Raw genomic sequence first — 24472 nt, 5'->3', positions numbered from 1 at the left:
CCGCGTTCCAGGGCGGCGGCGGGCGGCTGGCCGGGCCCGGCCGTTGCACTGGAAGCCCCCGGAAACAGGCCGTGCGTCCGCCTCGCGCCGGCTCCGGGCGGGGCCGTGAGCCGCAGATTTGTAAAAAACCGTGTGCTATTGCCGCGGCAGCGTGCCGCGGGGCTCTTCACGGGCCCTGATCCGCGCCGAACAACGGGCATCACCCAACGGCCCGGGAGCGTCAGCGCTGCCCGGGTGCCCCCGATGTCCGATCAGAACAAATCCAGCCTTCCCGCCGAATCGCCGTCCCTTCGCGCGGATCGCCGCGTCCACGCGGCCTTTGCCCTGGCCTGCCTGGCGCTGGTCGCGCTGTTCCTGGGCTTCGAGTGGCGGGCCCGTGCCGCGGCACTGGAGGCGGCACAGGCGCACAGCGCCCAGCTGGCCGCGGCGGTGCTGCGGCAGAGCGTGGAGCTCACGCGCCAGGCCGCGCTGGTGACCGGGCTGGTGCGCGAGGCACAGGAGGGCGCCGGCACCGGGGAGCGGGCGCTGGAGCTGTTGCGCCACGCGCTGGCGGCGCAGGCCGGCGCGCAACCGGACCTGCGCGAGGTGGCCGTCCATGCCGCCGACGGCCGGCTGCTGGCCAGCTCGGCAGCCGCGGGCGAGGAGTCGGGGTCGGCGCGGGGCCTGCCCTTCTTCGAAGCCCAGCGCGGCGCCGGCCGCGATGCGCTGCGGGTGGGCACGCCGCTGCGCGCGCCGCGCCAGGGCGAGTGGCTGATCCCGGTGTCTCGCCGGCTGCAGTCGGGCGACGGCGAGTTCGCCGGCGTGGTGGTGGCGCTGCTGCGCCTGCGCGGGCTCGATGCCCGCTTCGCGGCCTGGGACGTGCCGCCCGGCACGGTGCTGGCGCTGCACGGCGGCGACGGCACGCTGCTGGCGCGGCATCCCTTCGTCGAGCAGGCCATCGGCATGGACCGCGAGGCCTCGGTGCTGAGCTCGGAGCACTGGAGCGGCGCGGCTTCGGGCACCTTCGACGCGGTCTCGCCGCTGGACGGCGTCGAGCGCCGCTACGGTTACGCGCGCGACGACGCCCTGCCGCTGCTGGCGCTGGCGGGCGTGCCGCGGGAGGCTGCCCTGGCGGCCTGGCGCGAACAGGCCGCTCGCGACGGCGCGCTGGCCGCGGCGCTGCTGCTGCTGGTGGCGCTGGGCGGCGCCTGGGCGGCGCGGGCAGTGGCGGCGCAGCGGCGCGCGGCGCAGGCGCTGGAGCGGTCGATGCGGCACCTGGGCGACCTGGAGCGTGCCATCGACGCGCACGCGGCGGTGGACGTGTCGGACCTCAACGGCACGCTGTTGCACGTCAACGCCCGCTTCCGCGAGATCAGCCGGTACGGCGACGACGAGCTCGTCGGCCAGAACCTGCGCATGCTCGACGCCGACCGGCAGCCGGCCACCTATTTCCAGTCGATGTGGCGCACGCTGGCCGCGGGCGGGGTGTGGAAGGGCGAGGTGCGCCACCGCGCCAAGGACGGCACGCACCACTGGCTGGACACGACCATCGTGCCCTGCGCCGGCGCCGAGGGGCAGCCCGGGCGCTACATCGCCGTGCGCAGCGACGTCTCGGCGCGCAAGCAGGCCGAGATCGAGCTGCGCCAGGCGCAGCACCACGTGGCCGAGCTGAACCAGGAGCTGGCGCGGCTGGCGGCCTTCGACGAGGTGACGGGATTGCCGAACCGGCGCCAGCTCAACGGCGCGCTGGCCGGCGAGCTGCGGCGCGCGCAGCGCAGCGGGCTGCCGCTGTCGGTGCTGTGCGTGGGCGTGGACCACTTCGAGGCCCTGCTGGACGGCGACGGCGCGGCCGCGGGCGAGGACTGCCTGCGCCGCATGGCCATGGCCGTGCGCAACGTGCAGCGCCGCCCGGGCGACCTGGCCGCCCGCTGGAGCGGTGCCGAGTTCGCGGTGCTGCTGCCCGACACCGACGCCGCCGGCGCCCTGGCGGTGGCCGAGATGGTGCGCTGCGGCGTGGAGATGCTGGCCATCGCGCACGGCGCCAGCCCGCGCGGCCGCGTCACGGCCAGCATCGGCGTGTACGCGCTGCGCCCGACGCTGCACGACCATCCGCAGACCCTGCTGGAGCGCGCCACGCAGGCGCTGTGGCAGGCGCGCGAGGGCGGGGGCAACCAGGTGCAGCTGCATGGGCCGGTGGTGGCGGAGCAGGCGGCGGTTGCGGACGAGAGCGCAGCGTCCCTCGGCTGACCGGCCGGCCCGGCCGGTCCCGTCCCGTCAGCCCACCCGCTCCAGCTCGGTGGAGAACACCCCGACCCGCTCCACGTACCCCGCCGCCGCGCGCTCCAGCCGGGCCACGTCCTCGTCGCCGAGCTGGCGCACCACCTTGGCCGGCGCGCCCAGGATCAGGCTGCGGTCCGGGAAGTCCTTGCCCTCGGTGACGACGGCGCCGGCGCCCACCAGGCAGTGCCTGCCGATCTTCGCGCCGTTGAGCACCACGGCCTGGATGCCGATCAGGCTGCCTTCGCCGATGGTGCAGCCGTGCACCATGGCCTGGTGGCCGATGGTGACGCGCTCGCCGATGGTCAGCGGATAGCCCGGGTCGGCGTGCAGCACCGCGCCCTCCTGCACGTTGGACTGCGCGCCGATGGTGATGGGCTCGTTGTCGCCACGCGCCACGGCCTGGAACCAGACGCTGGCCTGGGCCCCGAGCCGGACGTCGCCCACGAGCGTGGCGTCCGGCGCCACGAAGGCGGTGGCATCGACGGAAGGGGCCTTGTCGCCCAGGCGGTACAGCGGCATGCGGGTCTCCTTGGCGGCAGGCCCAGACCGGAGCGTGCCGCTAAAAGCATCGGGAAGTGTCGTTAGCAGGGCCCGCGGCGCGGACCGTGCCCCGCCAGTATTCCAGCCTCGCGCGGCCGGACCTGCACCGCGCGCTGCGGCGCGTGCAGCGCACACATTGACAGTTCTGTAACAAGTGGCGTCGCCGAGCGCCGATGCTCCCGAGCCAGCCAGGAGCCCTGGCTCCAATAACAACGAGACAAGCATCGGAAACAAGAAACCATGACCGTCAGAAACAAATTGATGGCGAGCTTCGCCCTGCTCGCCGCACTGGTCGTTGCCGTGTCACTGCTGGCGCTGCAGGCCCTGAAGCAGGAGCACGACGACTTTGAGGACTACACCGGCGAAACGGCAGTCCGGCAGGCGCTGGCGCACGAGGTGCAAAGCGCGGCCGACGCGCGCGCCATCAGCGCCCGCAACCTGGTGCTGCTCACCAGCCCGGCGGAACGGGAGGCCGAAAAGGCACTGGTCGAGCGTTCGCACGCGCGCGTCACCGCGGCCATGGGCCAACTGGGCCAGGCGCTGGCGCGCATGGAAAGCGTGTCGGAGCGCGAGCGCGGCCTGTTCAGGGAGTTCCAGAGCATCGAGTCCCGCTACGGCCCGCTGGCGCTGAACATCGTCGCCCTGGCGCTGGAGGGCCAGCGCGAGCAGGCCACGGCCAGGATGAACGCCGAGTGCCGTCCCTTGCTGGCGGCGCTGGTGCGCAGCGTCGATGCCTACATCGCCTACGGCAACGAGCAGGCCGCGGCCGAGGTCCGCCAAGCGGCCGAGGCCTACGCCCTCAACCGCAACCTGCTCATCGGTGCCTGCCTGCTGGCCGCGGCGCTGGCCTTCGGGCTGGCCGTGGCCATCACGCGCACCATCACCAGCCAGCTCGGCGGCGAGCCGGCGCAGGCCGCTTCCGTGGCGCGCGAGATCGCGCAGGGCAACCTGGCCACCGAGGTCGCCTGCCGCCCCGGCGACGAGGCCAGCCTCATGGCCGCGATGAAGTCCATGCGCGACCAGCTGGCACGTACCGTCAGCGAGGTGCGCCGCAATGCCGACGGCGTGGCCCTGGCCAGCGCCGAAATCGCGCAGGGCAACCAGGACCTGAGCCGCCGCACCGAGCAGCAGGCCGCGGCGCTGGAGGAAACCGCCGCCTCCATGGAAGAGCTCGGCAGCACGGTGAGCCACAACGCCGGCAACGCCAGCCAGGCCGACCAGCTCGCGCAGGGCGCCTCGGACGTGGCCGCGCGCGGCGGCACGGTGGTGGCGCAGGTGGTGGACACCATGCGCGGCATCGAGGAGAGCTCGCGCCGCATCGCCGACATCATCGGCACCATCGACGGCATCGCCTTCCAGACCAACATCCTGGCGCTCAATGCCGCGGTGGAAGCCGCGCGCGCCGGCGAGCAGGGCCGCGGCTTCGCCGTCGTGGCCGGCGAGGTGCGCAGCCTGGCGCAGCGCAGCGCCGAGGCGGCCCGGGAGATCAAGGCGCTGATCACCGAGAGCGTGCAGCGCGTGGCCGACGGCTCGACCCTGGCCGACCAGGCCGGCCAGACCATGACGGAGGTCGTGAGCGCCATCCGCCGCGTCACGGACCTGATGGCCGAGATCAACGCCGCCAGCGCCGAGCAAAGCCGCGGCGTGGCCCAGGTCGGCGAGGCCGTGTCGCAGATGGACCAGGCCACGCAGCAGAACGCCGCGCTGGTGGAACAGAGCGCCGCGGCGGCGGAGAGCCTGCGCACCCAGGCGCAGCGCCTGGTGGAAGCGGTGTCGGTGTTCCGGCTGGCGGCCGACGGCGGCCCGGCTCCCGCCACGGCCCCGGCCGTGGTTGCGACGGGCAACTGGGACGGCATGGAGCGGCGCGGCCCGGACCGCGCCCGCAACGTGGTGCGGCCCGCCTTCGGCGCCCGCGGCGGCGCTCAGCCCACGGCAGCGGCACCGGCCGCCGCGCGCACGGGGACCGACGACGGCTGGGAGCAGTTCTGATCCGCGGCCCGGCCGCGGCTTACTTCACCCGCTGCTTCTCCAGCTTGCGCGCCAGCGTGCGCCGGTGCAGGCCCAGGCGGCGGGCGGTCTCGGAGACGTTGAAGCCGGTGTCGGCCAGCGTCTCGTGGATGCGCTCCCACTCCAGCGTCTTGAGCGAGGTGGCGCGGCCGCTGAGCTCGACCTCGGCATTGCCCTCGGCGCGGCCGAAGGCGGCCTCGATGTCGTCGGTGTTGGCCGGCTTGGCCAAGTAGTGGCGCGCGCCGAGCTTGATGGCCTCCACGGCGGTGGCGATGCTGGCGTAGCCGGTGAGCACGACGATGACCATGTCCGGGTCGCGCTCGTGCAGGAACTGCACGCAGTTCAGCCCCGAGGCACCGCCGCTGAGCTTCAGGTCCACCACCGCGTAGCCCGGGCGCTCGCCGCCGTCCAGCAGCGCCTGCACCTCGGCCAGGCTGGCCGCGCGCTGCACGGCGTAGCCGCGGCGCTCGAAGCTGCGGTAGAGCGTGCGGGCGAAGGCCGCGTCGTCCTCGACGATCAGCAGCCGGCGTTCTTCATCAGTGGGGCTCATCGGTGTCCTTGTCCTGCAGCGTCAGCGCGGCCAGCGGCAGCCGGATCGTCACCTCCGCGCCGCCGCCCTCGCGGTTGCGCGCCTGCAGCCGCCCGCCCAGGATGCGCGCGACGTTGACGGCCAGGAACAGGCCCAGCCCGCCGCCGGGCCGGCCCTTGCTCGACTGGTAAGGCTTGCCCAGCCGCGCCAGCATCTCCGGCACGAAGCCCGGGCCGCTGTCCTGCACGCGCAGCACGAGCTCGTCATCTTCGCACTCGGCCCACAGCGTGGGCTCGGCATCGGGCGCGGCCTCCAGCGCGTTGTCGAGCACGTTGTCGATCATCTGCCGCAGCGCGGTGTCGGAGACGATGTCCACGTCGGGCAGGTTCTCGCGCTGCAGCCGCAGCCCGGGCGCGGGCCGGGTGCGCAGCCAGTGCGCGGCCAGGTCGTCGAGGAATTCATGCAGCGTCGTCTCCACGGGCGCCTCGCCGCGCGCCTCGCCCGCGGCCAGCAGGATGCCGCTGACGATGCGCTTGCAGCGCTGGAGCTGCACCTGCATCTCGTCGATCTCCTCGCGCAGCTCGGGCTCGGCGGCGAACACCGCCATGCGCGACCAGTCGCCCAGGATCACTGACAGCGTGGCCAGCGGCGTGCCCAACTCGTGCGCCGCGCCCGAGGCCAGCAGGCCGATGCGCACGATGTGCTCCTCCTCGGCGGCGCGCTGGCGCAGGTTGGCCAGGCGCTCGTCGCGCTGGCGCAGGTTGCGCCCGATGCGGCCGATGAACAGCACCAGCAGCGCCGCCACCAGCATGAAGCACAGCAGCAGCCCGCCCACGTAGTGCGGCGGCAGCGCCGGCTCCAGCCCGGGCAGCTCCAGCGGCCGGTGCCACTGCGTCAGCGCCACGAAGCAGCCGCCGGTCAGCAGCGCCATGGCCCAGCCCAGGCGGGGGCCCAGCAGCACCACGGCCACCACCACCTGCAGCAGGAACAGGAACACGAAGGGGTTGCTCACCCCGCCGCTGTAGTAGAGCTGGCCGCTGAGCACGGCCGCGTCCACCAGCAGCCCGGCGAACAGCTCGCGGTCGAGCACCTGGCGCGCGGCCCGGGCGCGCAGCGCGCACACGGCGTTGAACAGCGACAGCGCCGCCAGCAGCAGCAGCATCTCGCCCAGCGGCAGCTCGATGCCCAGCAGGTAGTGCACGGCCACGATGGTGAGCAGCTGCCCGCCCACGGCCAGCCAGCGCAGCTGCACCAGCTGCACCAGGTTCTTGCGCCCGGCCAGGTGCTCGGCCCGGCCCGCGTCGGCGGCGGCCGGCACGGGGCTCGCCTGGGCTGCAGCGTCCGCAGCCACGGCTCAGGCCGAGGAGGACGCCGCGCGCGCGCGCAGCCGCCGGTCGTCGCGCACCACGTACACCGCCGCGGCCGCCACCATCCCTGCCAGGGCGTACCAGGTCAGTGCGTAGGACAGGTGGTTGTTGGTGAAGCGCACCACGGTCAGGCCCGGGCGGGGCCAGGTCTCGGTTGCGGTGGCCGCGGTGGCCGCGGCGGCCGGCGCCGAGGCATCGACGAAGTACGGCGCCACCGCGCCGGGCGGGCGCTCGGCCAGGCCGCGCGCGGCGGCGATGGCGGCCACGTCGCGCGAGTACCAGCGCCCGGCCGCCGCGTCGTTGTCCTGCAGCAGGCTGCCGCCCGGCTCGGTCAGGCGCAGCAGGCCCGTGACCTGCTGCTCGCCCTCGGCGCGGTCGGTGCGCATCTCGCGCGCGCGGCGATCCGGCGGCACGAAGCCGCGATTCACCAGCGCCCAGAAGCCGTCGTCGCTGCGCAGCGGCGTGAGCACCCAGTAGCCGCTGCCCAGCTCGGTGCTGGCCTGCACCAGCGTCTCCAGCTCGTGGGCGAAGTGGCCGCGCAGCGTCACGCGCTTGTACTCGTCGGTGCCGCGCTCCAGCGCCGCCCAGGCGGCGCGGCCCGGCGCGGGCACGGGCTGCGCGCCCAGGCGCTGCTCCAGGCGCGCGATCAGGTCGCGCTTCCAGGCCAGGCGCTGCAGCTGCCAGGTGCCCAGGGCGATGAAGCCCGCAAACAGCAGGGCCGCGCCGGCCAGCAGCGCCACGAGGGCGCCGCGGCCGCGCGGCCTGCGGGTGGAGTCGATGTCGTCCCGGGACACGTCAGGGCTTGAGCGTGCTCTCCCGCATGGGCGTTTCCATGAGGTTGGTGTTGAGGTGGTGCATGACCCAGATCGAGCCCGCCAGCATGATCACCAGCAGCACCACCGTGAACAGCAGCGCCAGCATGTTCCAGCCGCCCTCGGACTTCGAGTTCAGGTGCAGGAAATAGACCATGTGGACCACGATCTGCACCGCGCCCAGGCCCAGGATCACCAGCGTGGTCATCTCGGGCGAGAGCTTCTCGCCCATCACCAGCCAGAACGGGATGGCGGTGAGGATGACGGCCAGCACGAAGCCCTTGACGTAGTCGGCGGCGGTGGCGTGGTAGCCGTCGCCATGGTCGCCACCGTGGTCGTCGCCGTGGTTGTCGTGGCCGTGGTCGTGCACGTGGTCGTGGCCCAGGTCATCGTGCGGCACGGTGGCGGTGTGGGCCGGGATGTTGGCGGGGCTCAAGGCAACACTCCCATCAGGTAGACAAAGGAGAACACGCCGATCCAGACCACGTCCAGGAAGTGCCAGAACATGGACAGGCAGATCAGGCGGCGGCGGTTGGCCGGGATCAGGCCGAGCTTGTTGACCTGCACCATCAGCGTCACCAGCCAGATGACGCCGAAGGTGACGTGCAGCCCGTGGGTGCCCACCAGCGCGAAGAACGCCGACAGGAATGCGCTGCGCTGCGGGCCCGCGCCCTCGCCGATGAGGTGCGCGAACTCGTAGAGCTCGATGCCCAGGAAGCCCAGGCCCAGCAGCCCCGTGATGCCCAGCCACATCAGCACGTTGCGCTTGCGGCGCTGCTGCATGGAGATCATCGCGAAGCCGTAGGTGATGGACGACAGCAGCAGCAGCGCCGTGTTCACCGCCACCAGCTGCAGGTCGAACAGGTCGGCGCCCGACGGGCCGGCGGCGTAGCTGCGGCCGTAGACCGCGTACACCGCGAACAGCACCGCGAAGATGAGGCTGTCGCTCATCAGGTACAGCCAGAAGCCCAGCAGCGTGCCCTGCTCGGGGTGGTGGGTGCCGTCGTCGTAGAAGCGCGGCGCCTGGTCGGTGCCGACTTCGGCGGCGACGGCAGGGCTGCCGCCTTTGCCGGGCATCGGCAGGGTGGAGGATGGGCTGCTCATGGTGGAGGTTTCTTCTTCAGTCGCTTCGGTCGCAGGACGCCGCGGCCCGGCTCAGGCCACCGCCGCGGTCAGCGCCCGCGTGCGCTCGGCTTCGGTGCGCGCCACTTCGTCGGCGGGGATGTGGAAATCGCGCTGGTAGTTGAAGGTGTGCACGATCGAGGCCACCACCGTGGCGACGAAGGCGATGCCCGCGACCAGCCACATGTGCCAGATCAGCGCGAAGCCCAGCAGCGTCGCCAGCATCGAGATCACGATGCCCGCGGCGGTGTTGGCGGGCATGTGGATCGGCTTGAAGCCGTCCACCGGACGCTTGAAGCCGCGGTGCTTCATGTCGTGCCAGGCGTCGGTCTCGTGCACCACCGGCGTGAAGGCGAAGTTGTAGGCCGGCGGCGGCGAGGACGTGGACCACTCCAGCGTGCGGCCGTCCCAGGGATCGCCCGTGACGTCGCGCAGCTGCTCGCGGCGCATGACGCTCACCACGATCTGCAGCACGAAGGCGCCGATGCCCGCGGCGATCAGGTAGGTGCCGAAGGCCGAGATCATGAACCACGGCTGCTGCGACGGGTCGTCGAAGTGGCTCATGCGCCGCGTCACGCCCATCAGGCCCAGCACGTAGGGCGGGATGAAGGCGAACCAGAAGCCGATGGCCCAGCACCAGAACGAGACCTTGCCCCAGAAGGCGTCGAGCTTGAAGCCGAACATCTTCGGGAACCAGTAGTTGAAGCCGGCGAACAGCCCGAACAGCACGCCGCCGATGATGACGTTGTGGAAGTGCGCCACCAGGAACAGGCTGTTGTGCAGCACGAAGTCCGCCGGCGGCACCGCCAGCAGCACGCCCGTCATGCCACCGATCACGAAGGTCACCATGAAGGCCGGCACCCACATCATCGCCGGCTCGTAGGTGATGCGGCCGCGGTACATCGTGAACAGCCAGTTGAAGATCTTCGCCCCGGTGGGGATCGAGATGATCATCGTGGTGATGCCGAAGAACGAGTTCACGCTGGCCCCGGAGCCCATCGTGAAGAAGTGGTGCAGCCACACCAGGTACGACAGCACCGTGATCACGACCGTGGCGTACACCATCGAGGCGTAGCCGAAGAGCTTCTTGCGGCAGAACGTGGCGGTGACTTCGGAAAAGATGCCGAACACCGGCAGCACCAGGATGTAGACCTCGGGGTGGCCCCAGATCCAGATCAGGTTCACGTACATCATGGCGTTGCCGCCCAGATCGTTCGTGAAGAAGTTGGTGCCGACGTAGCGGTCGAGCGTGAGCAGCGCCAGCGTCGCGGTGAGCACCGGGAAGGCCATCACGATCAGCACGTTGGTGCACAGCGCGGTCCAGGTGAAGATGGGCATCTTCATCAGCGACATGCCCGGCGCGCGCATCTTGACGATGGTGGCGATCAGGTTGATGCCCGACAGCGTTGTCCCGACCCCGGCCACCTGTAGCGCCCACAGGTAGTAATCGACCCCGACCCCGGGACTGGCGTCGATGTTGGACAGCGGCGGGAAGGCCAGCCAGCCCGTGCGCGCGAACTCGCCCACGAACAGCGAGACCATGATCAGGATGGCGCCGCCGGCCGTCATCCAGAAGCTGAAGTTGTTCAGGAACGGGAAGGCCACGTCGCGCGCGCCGATCTGCAGCGGCACCACGTAGTTCATGAAGCCCGTGACCAGCGGCATGGCCACGAAGAAGATCATGATCACGCCGTGCGCCGTGAACACCTGGTCGTAGTGGTGCGGCGGCAGGAAGCCGGCGTTCTCGCCGAAGGCCATGGCCTGGTGCGTGCGCATCATCAGCGCGTCGGCGAAGCCGCGCAGCAGCATGATGCCGCCCAGCACCAGGTACATGATGCCGATCTTCTTGTGGTCGATGCTGGTGATCCAGTCGCGCCACAGCGGGCCCCACAGCCGGTAGCGCGTGAGCAGGAACATCACCGCCAGGCCGCCGAGCAGCGTGGCGGCGAAGGTGGCTACCAGGATGGGCTCGTGCAGCGGCAGGTCGTCGAAGCCGAGGCGCCCCAGCAGCAGGCTATTGGGTTCTCTTGGGTCGTTCATCTCGTGTCTTCCGGGTAAGGCTGGAAGCAACCTGTTCGTCGTGGGGGCGGGTTCTTTCGCGCGTGCCGCTCAGGGCTGCGCAGTCACCGCCACGCCGGGCTGGGTTTGGCCGTAGAGGTTGGTGGGGGTGCACAGCGCCGCCACCACGGTGCGCTCGCGCCCGCCCCAGCTGCGCTGCGTGGTGCCGGCGATGCCGCCCTTGCCCGCGCCGCCGGCGGCGTCGATGGCCATCATCTGGTGCATGCACATGCGCGCGCCGTCCACGCAGCGGTTGACGATCAGGTCGAACAGCTGGGGCTCGACCTGGCCGAAGCGGCGCACCGGCTCGCGCTCGCTGGGCAGCTCCAGCTTCAGGTAGGCCTCGCGGCTGAGCGCGTTGGCCTGCCCTTCCGTGCGGTTCTGCTGCACCCAGCGCTCGAAGTCCACGTCGGTCAGGCCGTGGAACTTGAAGCGCATGTGCGAGAAGCCGTCGCCGCTGTAGTTGGCCGACAGGCCCTGGTAGACACCGGCCTTGTTGATCACGGCATTGAGCTGCGACTCCATGCCCGGCATGGCGTAGATCATCCCGGCCAGCGCGGGCACGTAGAAGGTGTTCATCACCGTCGAGGCGCTGATGTGGAAGCGGATCGGCCGGTCCACCGGCGCGGCCAGCTCGTTGACCACCGCGATGCCCTGCTCCGGGTAGATGAACAGCCACTTCCAGTCCAGCGCCACGGCCTGCACCACCAGCGGCTGCACGCCTTCGGGCAGCGGGCGCTGGGCGTCGATGCGCTCCAGCGGGCGGAACGGGTCGAGCCTGTGGGTGCTGATCCAGGTCACCGCGCCCAGCGCGATGATGATCAGCAGCGGCGCGCCCCAGATCACCAGCTCCAGCCGCGTGGAATGGTCCCAGTCGGGCGTGTAGGGCGCGTTCTTCGTGGCGCGGTAGCGCCAGGCGAACAGCAGCGTCAGCGCGATCACCGGGACGATGATCAGCAGCATCAGGTAGGTGGCGGTGCGCACCAGGTCGGCCTGCTGCGCGGCGATGTCGCCCGAAGGATTCATCACCACCAGGTCGCAGCCTCCCAGCAACATCAGGGAAAGCAGTGGCAGGGCGGCACGGGCCGGGGTGCTACGTTGGTGTGGCGTGGTGGTCATCGTTGAACTTCCAGGCAGGCACGGGCCAGGGCCGGCGTGCAACGCGCGGGAATGTAGCGTGCTTGATCTCGATCAACGATTGGACATATTGTCCCAGCACGGTCTTACTTCCTTGCGCCATGTCACAACCCTCTGCCCCATCCATGAACCCGCTGTTGCGGCCACAGCAACCTCCGCTCCCGCCGCAAGGCTTCAGCGGCAAGCCCGGCAACGCCACGCCTGACGAGTCCGGGGTTGCCCCGGGTGACATCGCGGTGGGCGTGATCGTCGGGCGAGCGTCGGAGTACTTCGACTTCTTCGTCTTCGGCCTGGCCTGCGTGCTGGCCTTCCCGTTCGTGTACTTCCCCTTCGCCGAGGATCGGCTCACGGGCACGCTCTACGCCTTCACGGTGTTCGCGCTGGCCTTCGTGGTGCGGCCGCTGGGCACGCTGCTGGGCATGGCGATCCAGCGCCGCTTCGGGCGCAGCGCCAAGCTCACCACGGCCATGTTCCTGCTGGGCACGGCCACGGCGGGCATCGCCTTCCTGCCCGACTTCGAGAAGCTGGGCTTCTGGGCCGTGGGGCTGCTGGTGGCCTTCCGCTGCCTGCAGGGCATCGCGCTGGGCGCCACCTGGGACGGGCTGCCCTCGCTGCTGGCCATCAACGCGCCGGCCCACCGCCGCGGCTGGTACGCGATGCTGGGCCAGCTCGGCGCGCCGCTGGGCTTCGTCGTCGCCGCCGCGCTCTTCGCCTACATCCTCAACAACACCTCGCCCCAGGACTTCGCCGACTGGGGCTGGCGCTTCCCCTTCTACGTGGCCTTCGCCATCAACGTGGTGGCCACCTTCGCGCGGCTGCGCCTGGTGGTGACGCACGAGTACGAGAGCGCTCTGCAGGCGCACGAGCTCGAGCCCGCCCCGGTGCGCGAGCTCTTCGGCAGCGGCCAGGGCCAGGGCGCCAACATCTTCGTCGGCGCCTTCGCCGCGCTGGCGAGCTTCGCGCTCTTCCACATCGTCACGGTGTTCCCGCTGTCGTGGATCCAGCTGCGCACCCAGGAGTCCGTGGGCGACTTCCTGAATGTGCAGATCATTGGCGCGCTGCTCGCGGGCCTGGCCATGCCGCTGTCGGGCATGCTGGCCAACCGCATCGGCCGGCGCAGCACGCTGGGCACGCTGGCCGTGCTCATCGGGCTGTTCGGCTTTGCCGTGCCCTTCCTGCTCGACGGCGGCGCCACGGGCCAGTACGCCTTCGTGCTGCTGGGCTTCGTGCTGCTGGGCCTGTCATACGGCCAGTCCTCGGGCTCGGTGACCTCGAATTTCCTGCCGCACTTCCGCTACACCGGCGCCGCGCTCACCGCCGACGTGGCCTGGCTCATCGGCGCGGCCTTCGCGCCGCTGGTGGCGCTGGGGCTGTCCAACCGCTTCGGCCTGATCGCCGTCAGCTTCTACCTGCTCTCCGGCGCGGTGTGCACGCTGCTGGCGCTGCGCCTGAACAAGACGCTGGCCGCCGCGCGCGATTGATACGCACGCAACGCTCCTGAAACAACGCGGCCGGCGCCACAAGCGCCGGCCGCGGTCATTTCAGGCGGGCCCGGGACGATGGAGCCTGGAAAAGTATCCGGCCGCAGCCGGACTTGCCGGCAGCGCCGCCCGCCGTTTCAGCGGGGCTTGCGGAAGCCGTCCTCGACCCAGGCCGAGGCGCTGGCCGAGTTGAGCTTGAAGTCCGGCCGCACGCGGCAGCTCGCCAGCTCCTCGCCGAAGGCGTCGCGCGCCGACAGCACGGCGTAGGACTCGTACTCGTCGGGCACGATCTCCAGCGCCACCGTCACCGTGCCGCCGTCACCGCTGACCGTGACGCTGCGGTTGAGCATGGCATGACGGTGCTGCTCGGCGCGGCGCAGCACCTCGCTGGCGGTCTTGACCAGCACGTTGAACGCGGACACGTCCAGCGGCTTGGGGTTCTTCTTGTCGCGGCCCATGGTCCACGGGCCCACCAGCGCGGGCTCGGACTCGCCCTGGCGCGTCATCGCCACGGCCCAGCCGTCGTCGTCCTCGTTCTTGACGACGCGCGCCGTCCAGCCGTTGTCGCGCCACAGCAGCGCCTCGTGCACGGACTCCACGTCGTCGCCGTGGGCCGCCTCGTTCTTCACATCGAATGCCATTCCCGAATCGTAGCGGGGGCCGGATACCGGTTCCCGCGCCGGGTTGCCCCGGCGCCGGCATGGGGCCTTGCCGCGATCGGCGCATTTGCAAGTGCGACGCGCCCCGGTTGACAGCGCCTCGGCCCGGGAGACCATGCCCTTTCCGGCTCCCTTTGCTCACCCAGGAAATCAGGAGGCTCGCCATGCTCGAAACGCTGCGTCCCGACCCGACCTTCCACGCCTCGCCGCGGCTGGCGATGGAGGCCCCGCGCGAACGCATCGCCTACACCGCGCTGCTCTCGCCCGACGCCAGCCGCAGCGACGCCATCGCCGTCATCGACGTCGATCCGCAGTCGCCGCAGTACGGCCGCGTCATCCACCGCCTGGACATGCCCTACAAGGGCGACGAGTTCCACCACTTCGGCTGGAACGCCTGCTCGTCGGCGCTGTCGCCGCTGGCCGGCCATGCCTTCGTCCGCCGGCGCTACCTGGTCGTGCCGGGCATCCGCTCCTCGCGCCTGTACATCATCGACACCGAGCCCGACCCGCGCCGACCCACCATCGCCAAGGTGATCGAGCCCGAGGAGATCGTCGCCAAGACCGGCTACTCGCGCCCGCACACCGTGCATTGCGGCCCCGAGGGCGTGTACGTCAGCGCCCTGGGCGGCCGCGGCGCGGACGGCACCGACGGGCCAGCGGGCATCTTCGTGCTCGACTGCGAGACCTTCGACGTCCGCGGCCCCTGGGAGATCGAGCGCGGCCCGCAGGAACTGCACTACGACTTCTGGTGGAACCTGCCGCGCGACTGGATGGTGAGCACCGAGTGGGGCAAGCCGCCGCAGTTCGAGCACGGCATCGTCGCCGAGGACCTGCTGGCCAACCGCTACGGCCACCGGCTGCACTTCTGGGACCTGCGCGGGCGCCGGCACGTGCAGACCATCGACCTCGGCGCCAACCACCAGATGGCGCTGGAGGTGCGCCCGGCACACGACCCATCGCGCGAGTACGGCTTCGTCGGCGTGGTGGTGGACACCACCAACCTCGAAGCCTCGGTCTGGACCTGGTGGCGCGAGGGAGGGAAGTTCCACGCCAGGAAGACCGCCACCATCCCGCCGGAACCGGCCGACAAGTCCCTGCTGCCGCCGCTGCTGCAGGGCTTCGGTGCGGTGCCGCCCCTGGTCAGCGACATCGACCTGTCGCTGGACGACCGCTTCCTCTACGTCGCCTGCTGGGGCACGGGCGAGCTGCGCCAGTACGACGTGACCGACCCGATGGCGCCCAGGCTCGCCGGCAGCGTGCGCATCGGCGGCATCGCCGGCCGGGTGCCGCACCCGACGGGCCGCGCCTTCGCCGGCGCGCCGCAGATGACGGAGATCAGCCGCGACGGCCGCCGCGTCTACTTCACCAACGGCCTCTACAGCCGCTGGGACACGCAGTTCTATCCGCAGGGCGTGCCTGGCGCGATGGTGATGTGCAACGTCGGCGCCGACGGCGGGCTGGAGATCGACCGCGAGTTCTTCGTCGAGTTCGGGCCGGACTTCGGCGCGCACCAGATCCGGCTCGAAGGCGGCGACTGCTCCACCGACTCCTTCTGCTACCCGAGCGCCTGAGTTGGATGCCGCTTCCGTCAATGCCGTCAATGCCGGCGCGCTCTGGGCCGCCGTGGCGGCGCTGGGTGCCTGGCACGGCCTGAACCCGGCCATGGGCTGGCCGCTGGCCGTGGCCAACGGGCTGATGGCGCGCCGCTCCATGGCGGTGTTCGGCACGCTGGCGCCGCTGGCCGCCGGGCACCTGCTGGCCATGGCGGTGGTGCTGCTGCCGTTCGCGGCGCTGAGCCCGCTGCTGGCGTGGCAGCAGCCCATCCGCATCACTGCCGGCTTGCTGGTGGCGGCCTTCGGCGTTTGGCGGCTGATCGACCGGCGCCACCCGCGCGCGCTGGCGCGGGTGCGGCCGACGCAGGTGGCGCTGTGGTCCTTCCTGATGGCCACGGCCCACGGCGCCGGGCTGATGCTGCTGCCCTTCGCGCTGGGGCTGTGCATGCCGGCGGCGCAGCAGGCGCCGCTGCCCGCGTCGGCCGGGCTGGCGGCGGCCGCCACGGTGGCCGCCGTGCACACCGGCGCCATGTTCGCCACGGGCCTGGCCGCCGCCTGGTCGGTGTACCGCTGGCTGGGCCTCAAGGCGCTGTCGCGCAGCTGGATCGACCTGGAGACGGCCTGGGGCGCCAGCCTGGTGCTGGCCGGGGCGGCGAGCGTGGCGATGGCGCTGTAGCCGGGGGACACGGCCTGCGACCGCGGCTGCCGCTTGCGGCGGGCATTCGCCGGGACACTTTCCCGGCGCGCTGCACGGACGCCGCCGCTGCGGTCGAATCGCAGCCCATGGCCTCTTACCGCGACCGCAACCCGCTCCAGTCCCCCGCCCCGCCTGCCCAGGACGGGCACGTGATCCGCCTGCACGACGACCCCGCCGGCCTCGACGCCGCCGCCTGGGACGCGCTGCTGGCCCGGCAGGCCGCGCCCACGCCGTTCATGCAGTGGGCCTACCTGGCGGCGCTGCACCGCTCGAAGTCCGCCGTGCGCGCCACCGGCTGGGCGCCCTGCTTCATGACCGTGGAAGACGCGGACGGCACGCTGCTGGGCGGCGTGCCGCTGTACCTGAAGTCCCACTCCTACGGCGAGTACGTGTTCGACTGGGCCTGGGCCGACGCCTACCGCCGCCACGGCCTGGCCTACTACCCCAAGCTGCTCGCGGCCGTGCCCTTCACGCCCGTGCCGGGCACGCGGCTGCTGGCGCGCGACGACGCGGTGCGCGCGCTGCTGGCGCGGGCGCTGCTGGCGCTGGCGCAACGGGAGAAGCTGTCGTCGGCGCACCTGCTGTTCATGGACGGGCCCGACGCCGCCGCGCTGGAGCGCGCGGGCTGGATGCTGCGCGAGGGCGTGCAGTTCCACTGGACCCAGCCGGCCGAGGCGCCCTGGACCCGCTTCGAGGATTTCCTGGCCAGCCTGCAGCGCGAAAAGCGCAAGAAGATCGCCCAGGAACAGCGCCGCGTGGCCGAGGCCGGCATCGTCTTCACCGCGCACGAGGGCGGCGCCATCAGCGAGGACCTCTGGGACTTCTTCTACCGCTGCTACACCCTGACCTACCGGGCGCACGGCTCCATGCCGTACCTGGAGCGCGGCTTCTTCCGGGACATGGCGCGCACCATGGCGCAGAACTGGCTGCTGTTCGCGGCGCGGCGCGGCGGCCCGCAGGGCGAGCCCGTGGCCGCCTCGCTGGTGGCGCTGGACCCGGCGCGCCGGCGCGCCTACGGCCGCTACTGGGGCAGCGTCGAGCACGTGCCCTGCCTGCATTTCGACGCCTGCTACTACCAGCCGCTGCGCTGGTGCATCGAGCACGGCTACGTCGCCTTCGAGGGCGGCGCGCAGGGCGAGCACAAGATGGCGCGCGGGCTGCTGCCGGTACGCACGCAGTCGGCGCACTGGCTGGCCGACGACCGCTTCGCCGGCGCCGTGGCGGACTTCCTGGCGCGCGAGGGCGCGGGCATGCAGGACTACGTGGACGAGCTGCGCGAGCGCAACCCGTTCAAGTCCGGCCAGCCCCCCGCCTGAACGTGGGTTCAGGCCACACGGTGCAACACCCGCATCACAAAGCCGGGATTTGGTTGCGATTCAGGCATGCCGGCATGCCTAGAGTGGCTTGCAAGCCACCATGAAGTCCGCAATGCCTTCCTCCTCCTGCCGCCGTTCCTGCCGTTCCTGCCGTTCCTGCCGTTCCCGCTGTTCCCGCTGTTCCCGCTGTTCCCGCGACCAGCGCCGCCTTTGCGCCTGAAGCCCCGCCATGGCGCGCCGCATCCGCTTCAACGCGTTCGAGATGAACGCGGCCTCGCACCAGGCGCCCGGGCTGTGGCGCCATCCGCGCGACACCTCGCACCGCTACACCGAGCCCGAACACTGGGTCGAGCTGGCCCAGCTGCTGGAGCGCGGCGGCTTCGACGGCGTGCTCTTCGCCGACGTGCTGGGCGTCAACGACCTGCATGCCGGCAGCCCCGAGTCGGCGCTGCGCCACGGCGTGCAGGTGCCCGTCAACGACCCGCTGGCGCTGGTGCCGCTGATGGCGCAGGCCACGCGGCACCTGGGCTTCGGCGTGACCTGCTCGGTGGCCTACGAGCATCCGTACCTGTTCGCGCGGCGGCTGTCCACGCTGGACCATCTCACCAAGGGCCGCATCGGCTGGAACGTCACCACACGCTGCTTCGACAGCGCCGACCGCAACCTGGGCCTGGCGCAGCCGCCCGCGCCCGACGAGCGCCACGCGCTGGCCGAGGAATTCCTGGAGGTGGTCTACAAGCTCTGGGAAGCGAGCTGGGAAGAGGACGCGGTGCGCCGCGACCGCGCCGGCGGCCTCTACACCGACGCGTCGCGCGTGCACCCGATCGCCCACCACGGCCGCCACTTCGACGTGCCCGGCATCCACCTGTGCGCGCCCTCGCCGCAGCGCACGCCGCTGCTGCAGGTGCAGGCCGGGCTGTCGGCGCGCGCCACGCGGCTGGCGGCGCAGCATGCCGAGGCGGTGTTCCTGAGCGCGCCCACCATCGCCACCGTGCGCCGCCAGGTCGAGCAGCTGCGCCAGGGCCTGATCGCCGCCGGACGCGCGCGCGAGGACGCGCTGGTCTACGCGCAGGCGCTGGTCATCACCGCGCCGACCTCGGCCGAGGCGCAGGACAAGCACATGGACCTGCTGCGCCACGTGGACGTGGAAGGCGCGCTGGCACTGCTCTCGGGCTGGACCGGCATCGACTTCAGCCGCCATCCGCGCCACGCGCCCATCGAAGACGTGGCCACCAGCGCCGAGCGCACCGCGCTGTCCGCCTTCACGCAGGCGCAGCCGGGACGGCGCTGGACCGTGGGCGAGGCCGCGCGCTTCATCGGCCTGGGCGGGCGCGGGCCGGTCATCGTCGGCTCGCCGGCGCAGGTGGCCGACCAACTGGAGCAGTGGGCCGACAGCGCCGGCATCGATGGCTTCAACCTCAGCTACGCCCTGGCGCACGAGACGCTGCGCGACGTGGTCGAGCTGGTGGTGCCGGAATTGCAGCAAAGAGGGCGCTACGCCGAAAGCTACGTCGAGGGCACGCTGCGCGAGCAGCTGTTCGGGCGCGGAGCGCGCCTGCCGGCCTCGCATCCGGGGCGGCGCGTGCGCATCGGCGCCGGCGTCGGCACGCGCGCCCTGCCCGAAGACGCGCCGGCGATCAAGGCCGCGTCCTGAGGCGCCGCCCCCGCCCGCGCGGGCCGGCGCCCCGGAAAAGACCCCCGTGACACGGGCCGCCGCGAAGGGAGCGCGGGCGACCCCGTTGCCATCCAACCTCCCGCGCCCCGGACCCCGCGTGCCACGCGACCGGCCGGGGGCGTGCATCGCGCTTCGTGCCAGCCGTGTGCATGCGACGGCCGACCCAGGAAGCATCCATTGAGGAGGTGGAAGTGACGGAACCCAACAATTCCCGGCGGGATTTCGTGAAGAAGGGGGCGTACATCGCGCCCGCGATCCTGACGATGGCGGTGGCGCCCGAGTTCGCCAAGGCCGGATCGGTCAAGCCGGAACCGCCCAAGACCGGCGGCGGCGGCCCAGGCGGCGCGGGCCCCGCCCCGGGTCCGGGCGGGCGCCCCGGCAACGACAGGCCGGGCCGCGGTTTTGGCCCGGGTCGCGTGGACGACGGCCCTCGCCACGGCGGCGGCTGGCTCGGCAACTTCCTGAGGAACCTGTTCGGCCGACGCTGACGCGAGGCGACCGCCCCGCGCCAGGGCGGCCGGCACGGCAAGGCCACCGCCCGCGCCGCGCCGGATTCCAGGGAGGATTCACGCACCGCCGCCCACCCGGGCGGCGGTTTTCGTTTCAGCGCCTGTTTTTAGCGCCCGCTGTAGTGCCGGTCGCTTTGGGCGCGCAGCCGCTCGGCGGCCTGCTCGGGCGTGAGGTCGCGCTGCGCCTCGGCCAGCATCTCGAAGCCCACCATGAACTTGCGCACCGTCGCCGAGCGCAGCAGCGGCGGGTAGAAGTGCGCGTGCAGCTGCCACGGGGCGGGATCACGCGCGTCGAAGGGCGCGCCGTGCCAGCCCATCGAGTACGGGAACGGGCACTGGAACAGGTTGTCGTAGCGCGAGGTCAGCTGCTTGAGCGCCAACGCCAGGTCGGCGCGCTGCGCGGCCTCCAGCTGCGGCAGCCGCTGCACCGGAAAGCGCGGCAGCAGCAGCGTCTCGAAGGGCCAGGTGGCCCAGAACGGCACCACCGCCAGCCAGTGCGCGGTGCGCAGCACCACGCGCTCGCCCGACGCCTCCTCGGCCTGCACCACGTCCAGCAGCAGCGGCCGGCCGGTCTCGGTGAAGTACGCGCGCTGCTGCACGTCCTCCATCGCCGGCTCGTCGGGCACGAAGCCGGTGGCCCAGATCTGGCCGTGCGGGTGCGGCTGCGAGCAGCCCATGAGCTCGCCCTTGTTCTCGAACACCTGCACCCAGGCCCAGTCGCGGCCCAGCTCGGCGCTCTGCTCGCACCACGCATCGACCACGCCGGTGATGGCCTCGACCGTCATCTCCGGCAGCGTGCGCCCGTGGTCCGGCGAGAAGCACAGCACGCGGCTGGTGCCGCGTGCGGCCTGGATCTGGTGGAGCGCGTCGCCCGGCGGCGCGTCGGGCACCTGGGGCAGCAGCGCCGCGTGGTCGTTGGTGAACACGTAGGTGCCGGCGTAGTCGGGGTTGCGTTCGCCGCTGACGCGCTGGTTGCCCGGGCACAGGTAGCAGCCCGGGTCGTAGCTCGGCAGCTCGGCCGTGGCCGGCGCTTCCTGGCGGCCCTGCCAGGGCCGCTTGGCGCGGTGCGGCGAAACCAGCACCCAGCGCCCGGTGAGCGCGTTGCGGCGGCGGTGCGAATGCTCGGTGGGGTCGAAGTTCAGGCTCATCCGGGATACCCCTCAGGATTCATCGACTGCCAGCGCCAGGTGTCGGCGCACATCTCGTCGAGGCTGCGCCGCGCGCGCCAGCCCAGCGTGCTCTCGGCGTGCGCCGGGTCGGCCCAGCAGCTGGCGACGTCGCCGGGGCGGCGCGACGCGATCTCGTGCGCCAGCGTCTTGCCGCAGGCGCGGCCGAAGGCCTGCAGCATCTCCAGCACGCTGTGGCCCTGTCCCGTGCCGAGGTTGAAGACGTGCAGGCCCGGCCGGCCGTGGCCGTGGCGCAGCGCGGCAAGGTGGCCGTCGGCCAGGTCGAGCACGTGGATGTAGTCGCGCACGCCGGTGCCGTCGGGCGTGGGGTAGTCGTTGCCGAAGACGCGCAGCTTCTCGCGCCGGCCCACCGCCACCTGCGCGATGTAGGGCATGAGGTTGTTGGGAATGCCCTGCGGGTCCTCGCCCATGAGGCCGCTGGGGTGCGCGCCCACCGGATTGAAGTAGCGCAGCGCCGTCAGCGACCACGACGGGTCCGACGCCGCCAGGTCGGCCAGGATCTGCTCGACCATGAGCTTGCTGCGCCCGTAGGGGTTGGTGGCGCTGGTGGGCGCGTCCTCGCGCAGCGGCATCACCTGCGCGTCGCCGTAGACGGTGGCCGAGGAGCTGAACACCAGCGTGCGCACGCGCGCCTCGCGCAGCGCCTGCAGCAGCACCAGGGTGCCGTTGACGTTGTTGTCGTAGTAGGCCAGCGGCATCTCCACCGACTCGCCCACGGCTTTGAGCCCGGCGAAGTGGATGACACTGTCGATGCCCTCCTCGCGCAGCACGCGGTCGAGCAGCGCGCGGTCGCGGATGTCGCCGTCGATGAAGCGCGGCCGCACGCCGGCCACGCGCTCGATGCGCTCCAGCACCGCCGCCTTGCTGTTGCACAGGTTGTCGAGCAGCACCGGGCGCAGCCCCGCGCCCAGCAGCTGCACGCTGGTGAGGCTGCCGATGTAGCCGGTGCCCCCGGTAACGAGGACGTTCATGGGGAGTTCTCCTTGGGTCTTGCCACCGCGCAGGCCCGCCGCGGCGGGCGTCGGCGGCTCCAGCAAGTGGCCTTCCTCCCCGGGGCACGCGCTGCACCGTGCCTGACTTCGATCAAGAACGCGCCTTTTTCCGTGCCGGCATGGGCAGGGTCTTGCGCCTGCAGGGGGGCGGCCCGGGGCGGCGCGCCTACCATCGACGGCATCCATGAATGAGTGTTGGAGACGGACCTTGAGCCAGGACGTTCTGCAGCGCCACCGCGTGCGCGTGAGCGGGCGCGGCGAGCGCGCCTTGCTGTTCTCGCACGGGCTGGGCTTCGACCAGCGCGCCTGGCGCCTCGTGGCGCCGGCCTTCGAGGCCACGCACCGCGTGGTGGTGTTCGACCACGCCGGCTGCAGCGCCGCCGCGGCGCAGGGCTACGACGAAGGCCGCCACGGCAGCCTGTACGGCTACGCGCGCGACCTGCTCGACATCTGCGACGCGCTGGCGCTGGAGCAGGTGTCGGTGGTCGGGCACTCGGTGGGCGCGATGATCGCGCTGCTGGCCAGCCTGGCGCAGCCCGGGCGCTTCGAGCGGCTGGCGCTGCTCACGGCCTCGCCCTGCTACGAGAACCTGCCCGGCTACGAGGGCGGCTTCGACCGCGAGGACCTCGAAGGCGTGCTGGCCATGATGGAGCGCAGCATGCTCGGCTGGGCCCAGTTCATGGCGCCGATGGCGCTCAGCGACCCGAGCCAGCCCGAGCTGCTGGCCGAGGTCGAGGCCAGCTTCGCCGCCAGCGATCCCTGGACCACGCAGCGCCTGGCGCGGCTGGTGTTCCTGGGCGACCACCGCGCGCTGATGCCGCAGGTGCAGGTGCCCGCGCTGCTGGTGCAGTGCACCGGCGACGTGGTGGTGCCGGTGTCGGTCGGGCACTGGCTGCACGAGCACCTGCGCGGCAGCCGGCTGGAAATGATCGACGCCGCCGGCCACTGCCCGCACCTCAGCCAGGCCGCGCGCACCACGGCGCTGCTCAGGGACTGGCTGCCCGCGTCGTGATGCCCGGCGCCCTGGACCCGGACGACCTGCCCTGCGCCTGGCTCAGCGTGGCCGCGGACGGGCAGGTGCTGGGCTGCAACGCGGCGCTGTGCGCGCTGCTGGGCGGCGCGCGCGCCGATTTCGAGGGCCGGCACATCGACGCGCTGCTCGGCGGCGGTGGGCGGCTGCTGTACTACGGCTATCTCCTGCCCGTGCTGCGGATGCACGGCCAGGCGCGCGAGATGGCGCTGGCGCTGTGCCTGCGCGACGGGCAGGCGCTGGAAGTGCTGGTGCACGCCCGCGCCCACCCCGCGCCGCCGCAGCCGGCGCAGCGCTACGACCTGGTGGTGCTGCCCGTCAACGAGCGCCGCCGCCTGGAGGAGGAGCTGCTGCGCATCCGGCGCGCCGCCGAGGGCGCGCCGGGCATGCTGTTCCAGTACGTGCGCGGCGCCGACGGGCGCGGCGGCTTCGCCTACTGCAGCGAGGTGCTGCGCCGCCTCTACGGCCTGGTGCCGGCGCAGCTGCGCGACGACGACGCGCCGTGGCTGGCGCGCATCCACGCCGAGGACCGCGAGCGCGTGCGCCGCGTGCTGCACGGCGTGCCCGAAGGCGACGCCACCTGGCGCGACCGCTTCCGCGTGCTCGCGCCCGACGGCGCGCTGCGCTGGCATGCCGTGCAGGCCACGCCCACCCCTGGCAGCGACGGCCGCGTGCTCTGGCACGGCTACGTGGCCGACGTCACCGAGCAGCATGCGCTGGAGCTGGCCGCGCGGCAGCGCGAGACGGCCGAGCGCGCCAGCCGCGCCAAGAGCGAGTTCCTGGCCCGCGCCAGCCACGAGCTGCGCACGCCGCTCAACGCCATCCTGGGCTTCGCGCAGCTGCTGGAGCTGGAGTCCGGCGCCCTGGGCGGGCCGCAGCGGCGCCAGCTCAGCCTGATCGGCGAGTCCGGGCGCGAGCTGCTGCGGCTGGTGGACGACATGCTGGAGATCGCCCGCATCGAGGCCGACCGCGCCGCGCTGCACCCGGTGACGCTGGCGCTGCGGCCGCTGCTGGAGCGTGCGCTGGCGCTGGCGCAGCCGGCGGCGCAGGCCGGCGGCATCACGCTGCAGCTGGCGGGCTGTCCCGAGGCGCTGCACGTCCTGGCCGACGAGGGACGGCTGCTGCAGGTGCTGGCCCACCTGCTGTCCAACGCCGTGCACTACAACCGGCCCGGCGGGCATGCGTGGCTGTCGGCGCGGGCCGAGGGCGCTGACCGGCTGTGCATCGACGTCCAGGACGACGGCACGGGGCTCGACGCGCAGCAGCAGGCCGCGCTGTTCCAGCCCTTCAACCGGCTGGGCGCGGAGCGCAGCGGCGTCAAGGGCGCCGGGCTGGGACTGACCATCGTGCAGCGGCTGCTGCCGCTGATGGACGGCGCCATCGAGGTGCGCAGCACGCCGGGCATCGGCTCGGTGTTCAGCGTGCGGCTGCCGGCGGTGGCGCCAGCGCACGCTGCGCCGGCGGGTGCAGGCCGGGCCGGGACCGGGGCCGCGCTCCCCGCGCCGCCCGGCGCCCGCGAGGCCGGGGCGGCGGAGCGTGCCG

The 24472-nt window shown here is 72.3% G+C and carries 21 protein-coding genes; 10 read left to right on the top strand and 11 right to left on the bottom strand.

The genetic code is table 11. The annotated features are described in order from the left end of the window. Nucleotides 1–243: 243 nt before the first annotated feature. The gene (locus FJ694_RS26985; protein ID WP_157270641.1) at nt 244–2226 is read left to right on the top strand and encodes a diguanylate cyclase domain-containing protein; all 1983 of its coding nucleotides are present in this window, start codon (nt 244–246) and stop codon (nt 2224–2226) included. A 27-nt stretch (nt 2227–2253) separates the two neighbouring features. Here the strand turns inward: FJ694_RS26985 and FJ694_RS26980 are convergent, their stop codons facing one another. Then, a complete protein-coding gene (locus FJ694_RS26980; protein ID WP_157270640.1) occupies nt 2254–2778 on the bottom strand; it encodes a gamma carbonic anhydrase family protein in 525 nt (174 codons plus the stop codon). A gap of 261 nt (nt 2779–3039) precedes the next feature. On the opposite strand from FJ694_RS26980, the gene FJ694_RS26975 reads away from it, so the two are divergent. Further along, nucleotides 3040–4788, top strand: a complete 1749-nt coding sequence (locus FJ694_RS26975) for a methyl-accepting chemotaxis protein (RefSeq protein ID WP_157270639.1) — start codon at nt 3040–3042, stop codon at nt 4786–4788. A gap of 19 nt (nt 4789–4807) precedes the next feature. Here FJ694_RS26975 and FJ694_RS26970 read toward each other — a convergent pair whose 3' ends face one another. The 7 genes from FJ694_RS26970 to cyoA all read right to left on the bottom strand — a co-directional run bounded on the left by FJ694_RS26970 (nt 4808) and on the right by cyoA (nt 11750). Next, a complete protein-coding gene (locus tag FJ694_RS26970; RefSeq protein WP_157270638.1) occupies nt 4808–5356 on the bottom strand; it encodes a response regulator transcription factor in 549 nt (182 codons plus the stop codon). Continuing rightward, complete coding sequence (locus FJ694_RS26965) at nt 5343–6653, bottom strand: ATP-binding protein (RefSeq protein ID WP_157270637.1); 1311 nt, start codon at nt 6651–6653, stop codon at nt 5343–5345. Before FJ694_RS26965 ends, FJ694_RS26970 begins: the two co-directional genes overlap by 14 nt. A 36-nt stretch (nt 6654–6689) precedes the next feature. Next, nucleotides 6690–7496 (bottom strand): SURF1 family protein, encoded by an 807-nt coding sequence (locus FJ694_RS26960; RefSeq protein ID WP_232540239.1) that lies wholly within the window; start codon nt 7494–7496, stop codon nt 6690–6692. 1 nt (nt 7497) lies between these two features. Further along, the gene (gene cyoD, locus FJ694_RS26955; protein ID WP_375140257.1) at nt 7498–7935 is read right to left on the bottom strand and encodes a cytochrome o ubiquinol oxidase subunit IV; all 438 of its coding nucleotides are present in this window, start codon (nt 7933–7935) and stop codon (nt 7498–7500) included. An 11-nt stretch (nt 7936–7946) separates the two neighbouring features. After that, entirely contained in the window at nt 7947–8591 is a 645-nt protein-coding gene (gene cyoC / locus FJ694_RS26950; RefSeq protein ID WP_157270659.1) for a cytochrome o ubiquinol oxidase subunit III, read from the bottom strand. A gap of 78 nt (nt 8592–8669) precedes the next feature. Beyond that, nucleotides 8670–10676, bottom strand: coding sequence for a cytochrome o ubiquinol oxidase subunit I (gene cyoB / locus FJ694_RS26945; RefSeq protein ID WP_157270636.1), 2007 nt, complete (start codon nt 10674–10676; stop codon nt 8670–8672). A 69-nt stretch (nt 10677–10745) separates the two neighbouring features. After that, nucleotides 10746–11750 carry a ubiquinol oxidase subunit II gene (gene cyoA / locus FJ694_RS26940; RefSeq protein ID WP_232540238.1) on the bottom strand — a complete coding sequence of 335 codons (1005 nt, stop codon included), beginning with the start codon at nt 11748–11750 and terminating at the stop codon, nt 10746–10748. 206 nt (nt 11751–11956) lie between these two features. Between cyoA and FJ694_RS26935 the strand changes: the two genes are divergently transcribed. Continuing rightward, nucleotides 11957–13312 carry an MFS transporter gene (locus tag FJ694_RS26935; RefSeq protein ID WP_157270634.1) on the top strand — a complete coding sequence of 452 codons (1356 nt, stop codon included), beginning with the start codon at nt 11957–11959 and terminating at the stop codon, nt 13310–13312. Nucleotides 13313–13449: 137 nt separating this feature from the next. On the opposite strand, the gene FJ694_RS26930 is transcribed toward FJ694_RS26935, so the two are convergent. Continuing rightward, entirely contained in the window at nt 13450–13953 is a 504-nt protein-coding gene (locus FJ694_RS26930; protein ID WP_157270633.1) for a hypothetical protein, read from the bottom strand. A 182-nt stretch (nt 13954–14135) separates the two neighbouring features. Here FJ694_RS26930 and FJ694_RS26925 point away from each other — a divergent pair, with 182 nt between their 5' ends. The 5 genes from FJ694_RS26925 to FJ694_RS26905 all read left to right on the top strand — a co-directional run bounded on the left by FJ694_RS26925 (nt 14136) and on the right by FJ694_RS26905 (nt 19700). After that, nucleotides 14136–15542 carry a selenium-binding protein SBP56-related protein gene (locus FJ694_RS26925; RefSeq protein ID WP_157270632.1) on the top strand — a complete coding sequence of 469 codons (1407 nt, stop codon included), beginning with the start codon at nt 14136–14138 and terminating at the stop codon, nt 15540–15542. 1 nt (nt 15543) lies between these two features. Beyond that, nucleotides 15544–16200, top strand: a complete 657-nt coding sequence (locus tag FJ694_RS26920) for a hypothetical protein (RefSeq protein ID WP_157270631.1) — start codon at nt 15544–15546, stop codon at nt 16198–16200. A gap of 107 nt (nt 16201–16307) precedes the next feature. Then, nucleotides 16308–17537: a GNAT family N-acetyltransferase gene (locus tag FJ694_RS26915; RefSeq protein WP_157270630.1), complete on the top strand. Its 1230-nt coding sequence runs from the start codon at nt 16308–16310 to the stop codon at nt 17535–17537. A gap of 229 nt (nt 17538–17766) precedes the next feature. Next, nucleotides 17767–19191, top strand: a complete 1425-nt coding sequence (locus FJ694_RS26910) for an LLM class flavin-dependent oxidoreductase (RefSeq protein ID WP_157270629.1) — start codon at nt 17767–17769, stop codon at nt 19189–19191. Nucleotides 19192–19361: 170 nt separating this feature from the next. Then, nucleotides 19362–19700, top strand: a complete 339-nt coding sequence (locus FJ694_RS26905) for a hypothetical protein (protein WP_198321011.1) — start codon at nt 19362–19364, stop codon at nt 19698–19700. 128 nt (nt 19701–19828) lie between these two features. On the opposite strand, the gene FJ694_RS26900 is transcribed toward FJ694_RS26905, so the two are convergent. Next, a complete protein-coding gene (locus FJ694_RS26900; RefSeq protein WP_157270627.1) occupies nt 19829–20869 on the bottom strand; it encodes a UDP-glucose--hexose-1-phosphate uridylyltransferase in 1041 nt (346 codons plus the stop codon). Then, nucleotides 20866–21879, bottom strand: coding sequence for a UDP-glucose 4-epimerase GalE (galE, locus tag FJ694_RS26895; RefSeq protein WP_157270626.1), 1014 nt, complete (start codon nt 21877–21879; stop codon nt 20866–20868). The genes FJ694_RS26900 and galE overlap by 4 nt, the downstream gene beginning before the upstream one ends. A gap of 229 nt (nt 21880–22108) precedes the next feature. Here galE and FJ694_RS26890 point away from each other — a divergent pair, with 229 nt between their 5' ends. Both FJ694_RS26890 and FJ694_RS26885 read left to right on the top strand, forming a co-directional pair. Continuing rightward, nucleotides 22109–22912 carry an alpha/beta fold hydrolase gene (locus FJ694_RS26890; RefSeq protein WP_157270625.1) on the top strand — a complete coding sequence of 268 codons (804 nt, stop codon included), beginning with the start codon at nt 22109–22111 and terminating at the stop codon, nt 22910–22912. Continuing rightward, a partial coding sequence (locus FJ694_RS26885; RefSeq protein WP_157270624.1) for an ATP-binding protein occupies nt 22912–24472 on the top strand: 1561 nt, incomplete at its 3' end. The genes FJ694_RS26890 and FJ694_RS26885, both read left to right, overlap by 1 nt.

This window comes from Azohydromonas aeria, assembly GCF_009760915.1.
In the GTDB taxonomy this organism is placed as follows: Bacteria; Pseudomonadota; Gammaproteobacteria; order Burkholderiales; family Burkholderiaceae_C; genus Azohydromonas; species Azohydromonas aeria.
This window is presented reverse-complemented; position numbering and strand designations above follow the sequence as displayed.

Excerpts from the sequence above, each read along its gene's own strand:
- FJ694_RS26985 (WP_157270641.1), top strand. The coding sequence starts at position 244 with ATGTCCGATCAGAACAAATCCAGCCTTCCCGCCGAATCGCCGTCCCTT.
- FJ694_RS26980 (WP_157270640.1), bottom strand. The coding sequence starts at position 2,778 with ATGCCGCTGTACCGCCTGGGCGACAAGGCCCCTTCCGTCGATGCCACC.
- FJ694_RS26975 (WP_157270639.1), top strand. The coding sequence starts at position 3,040 with ATGACCGTCAGAAACAAATTGATGGCGAGCTTCGCCCTGCTCGCCGCA.
- FJ694_RS26970 (WP_157270638.1), bottom strand. The coding sequence starts at position 5,356 with ATGAGCCCCACTGATGAAGAACGCCGGCTGCTGATCGTCGAGGACGAC.
- cyoC (WP_157270659.1), bottom strand. The coding sequence starts at position 8,591 with ATGCCCGGCAAAGGCGGCAGCCCTGCCGTCGCCGCCGAAGTCGGCACC.
- cyoB (WP_157270636.1), bottom strand. The coding sequence starts at position 10,676 with ATGAACGACCCAAGAGAACCCAATAGCCTGCTGCTGGGGCGCCTCGGC.
- cyoA (WP_232540238.1), bottom strand. The coding sequence starts at position 11,750 with ATGTTGCTGGGAGGCTGCGACCTGGTGGTGATGAATCCTTCGGGCGAC.
- FJ694_RS26935 (WP_157270634.1), top strand. The coding sequence starts at position 11,957 with ATGAACCCGCTGTTGCGGCCACAGCAACCTCCGCTCCCGCCGCAAGGC.
- FJ694_RS26930 (WP_157270633.1), bottom strand. The coding sequence starts at position 13,953 with ATGGCATTCGATGTGAAGAACGAGGCGGCCCACGGCGACGACGTGGAG.
- FJ694_RS26925 (WP_157270632.1), top strand. The coding sequence starts at position 14,136 with ATGCTCGAAACGCTGCGTCCCGACCCGACCTTCCACGCCTCGCCGCGG.
- FJ694_RS26915 (WP_157270630.1), top strand. The coding sequence starts at position 16,308 with ATGGCCTCTTACCGCGACCGCAACCCGCTCCAGTCCCCCGCCCCGCCT.
- FJ694_RS26910 (WP_157270629.1), top strand. The coding sequence starts at position 17,767 with ATGGCGCGCCGCATCCGCTTCAACGCGTTCGAGATGAACGCGGCCTCG.
- FJ694_RS26905 (WP_198321011.1), top strand. The coding sequence starts at position 19,362 with ATGCGACGGCCGACCCAGGAAGCATCCATTGAGGAGGTGGAAGTGACG.
- FJ694_RS26900 (WP_157270627.1), bottom strand. The coding sequence starts at position 20,869 with ATGAGCCTGAACTTCGACCCCACCGAGCATTCGCACCGCCGCCGCAAC.
- galE (WP_157270626.1), bottom strand. The coding sequence starts at position 21,879 with ATGAACGTCCTCGTTACCGGGGGCACCGGCTACATCGGCAGCCTCACC.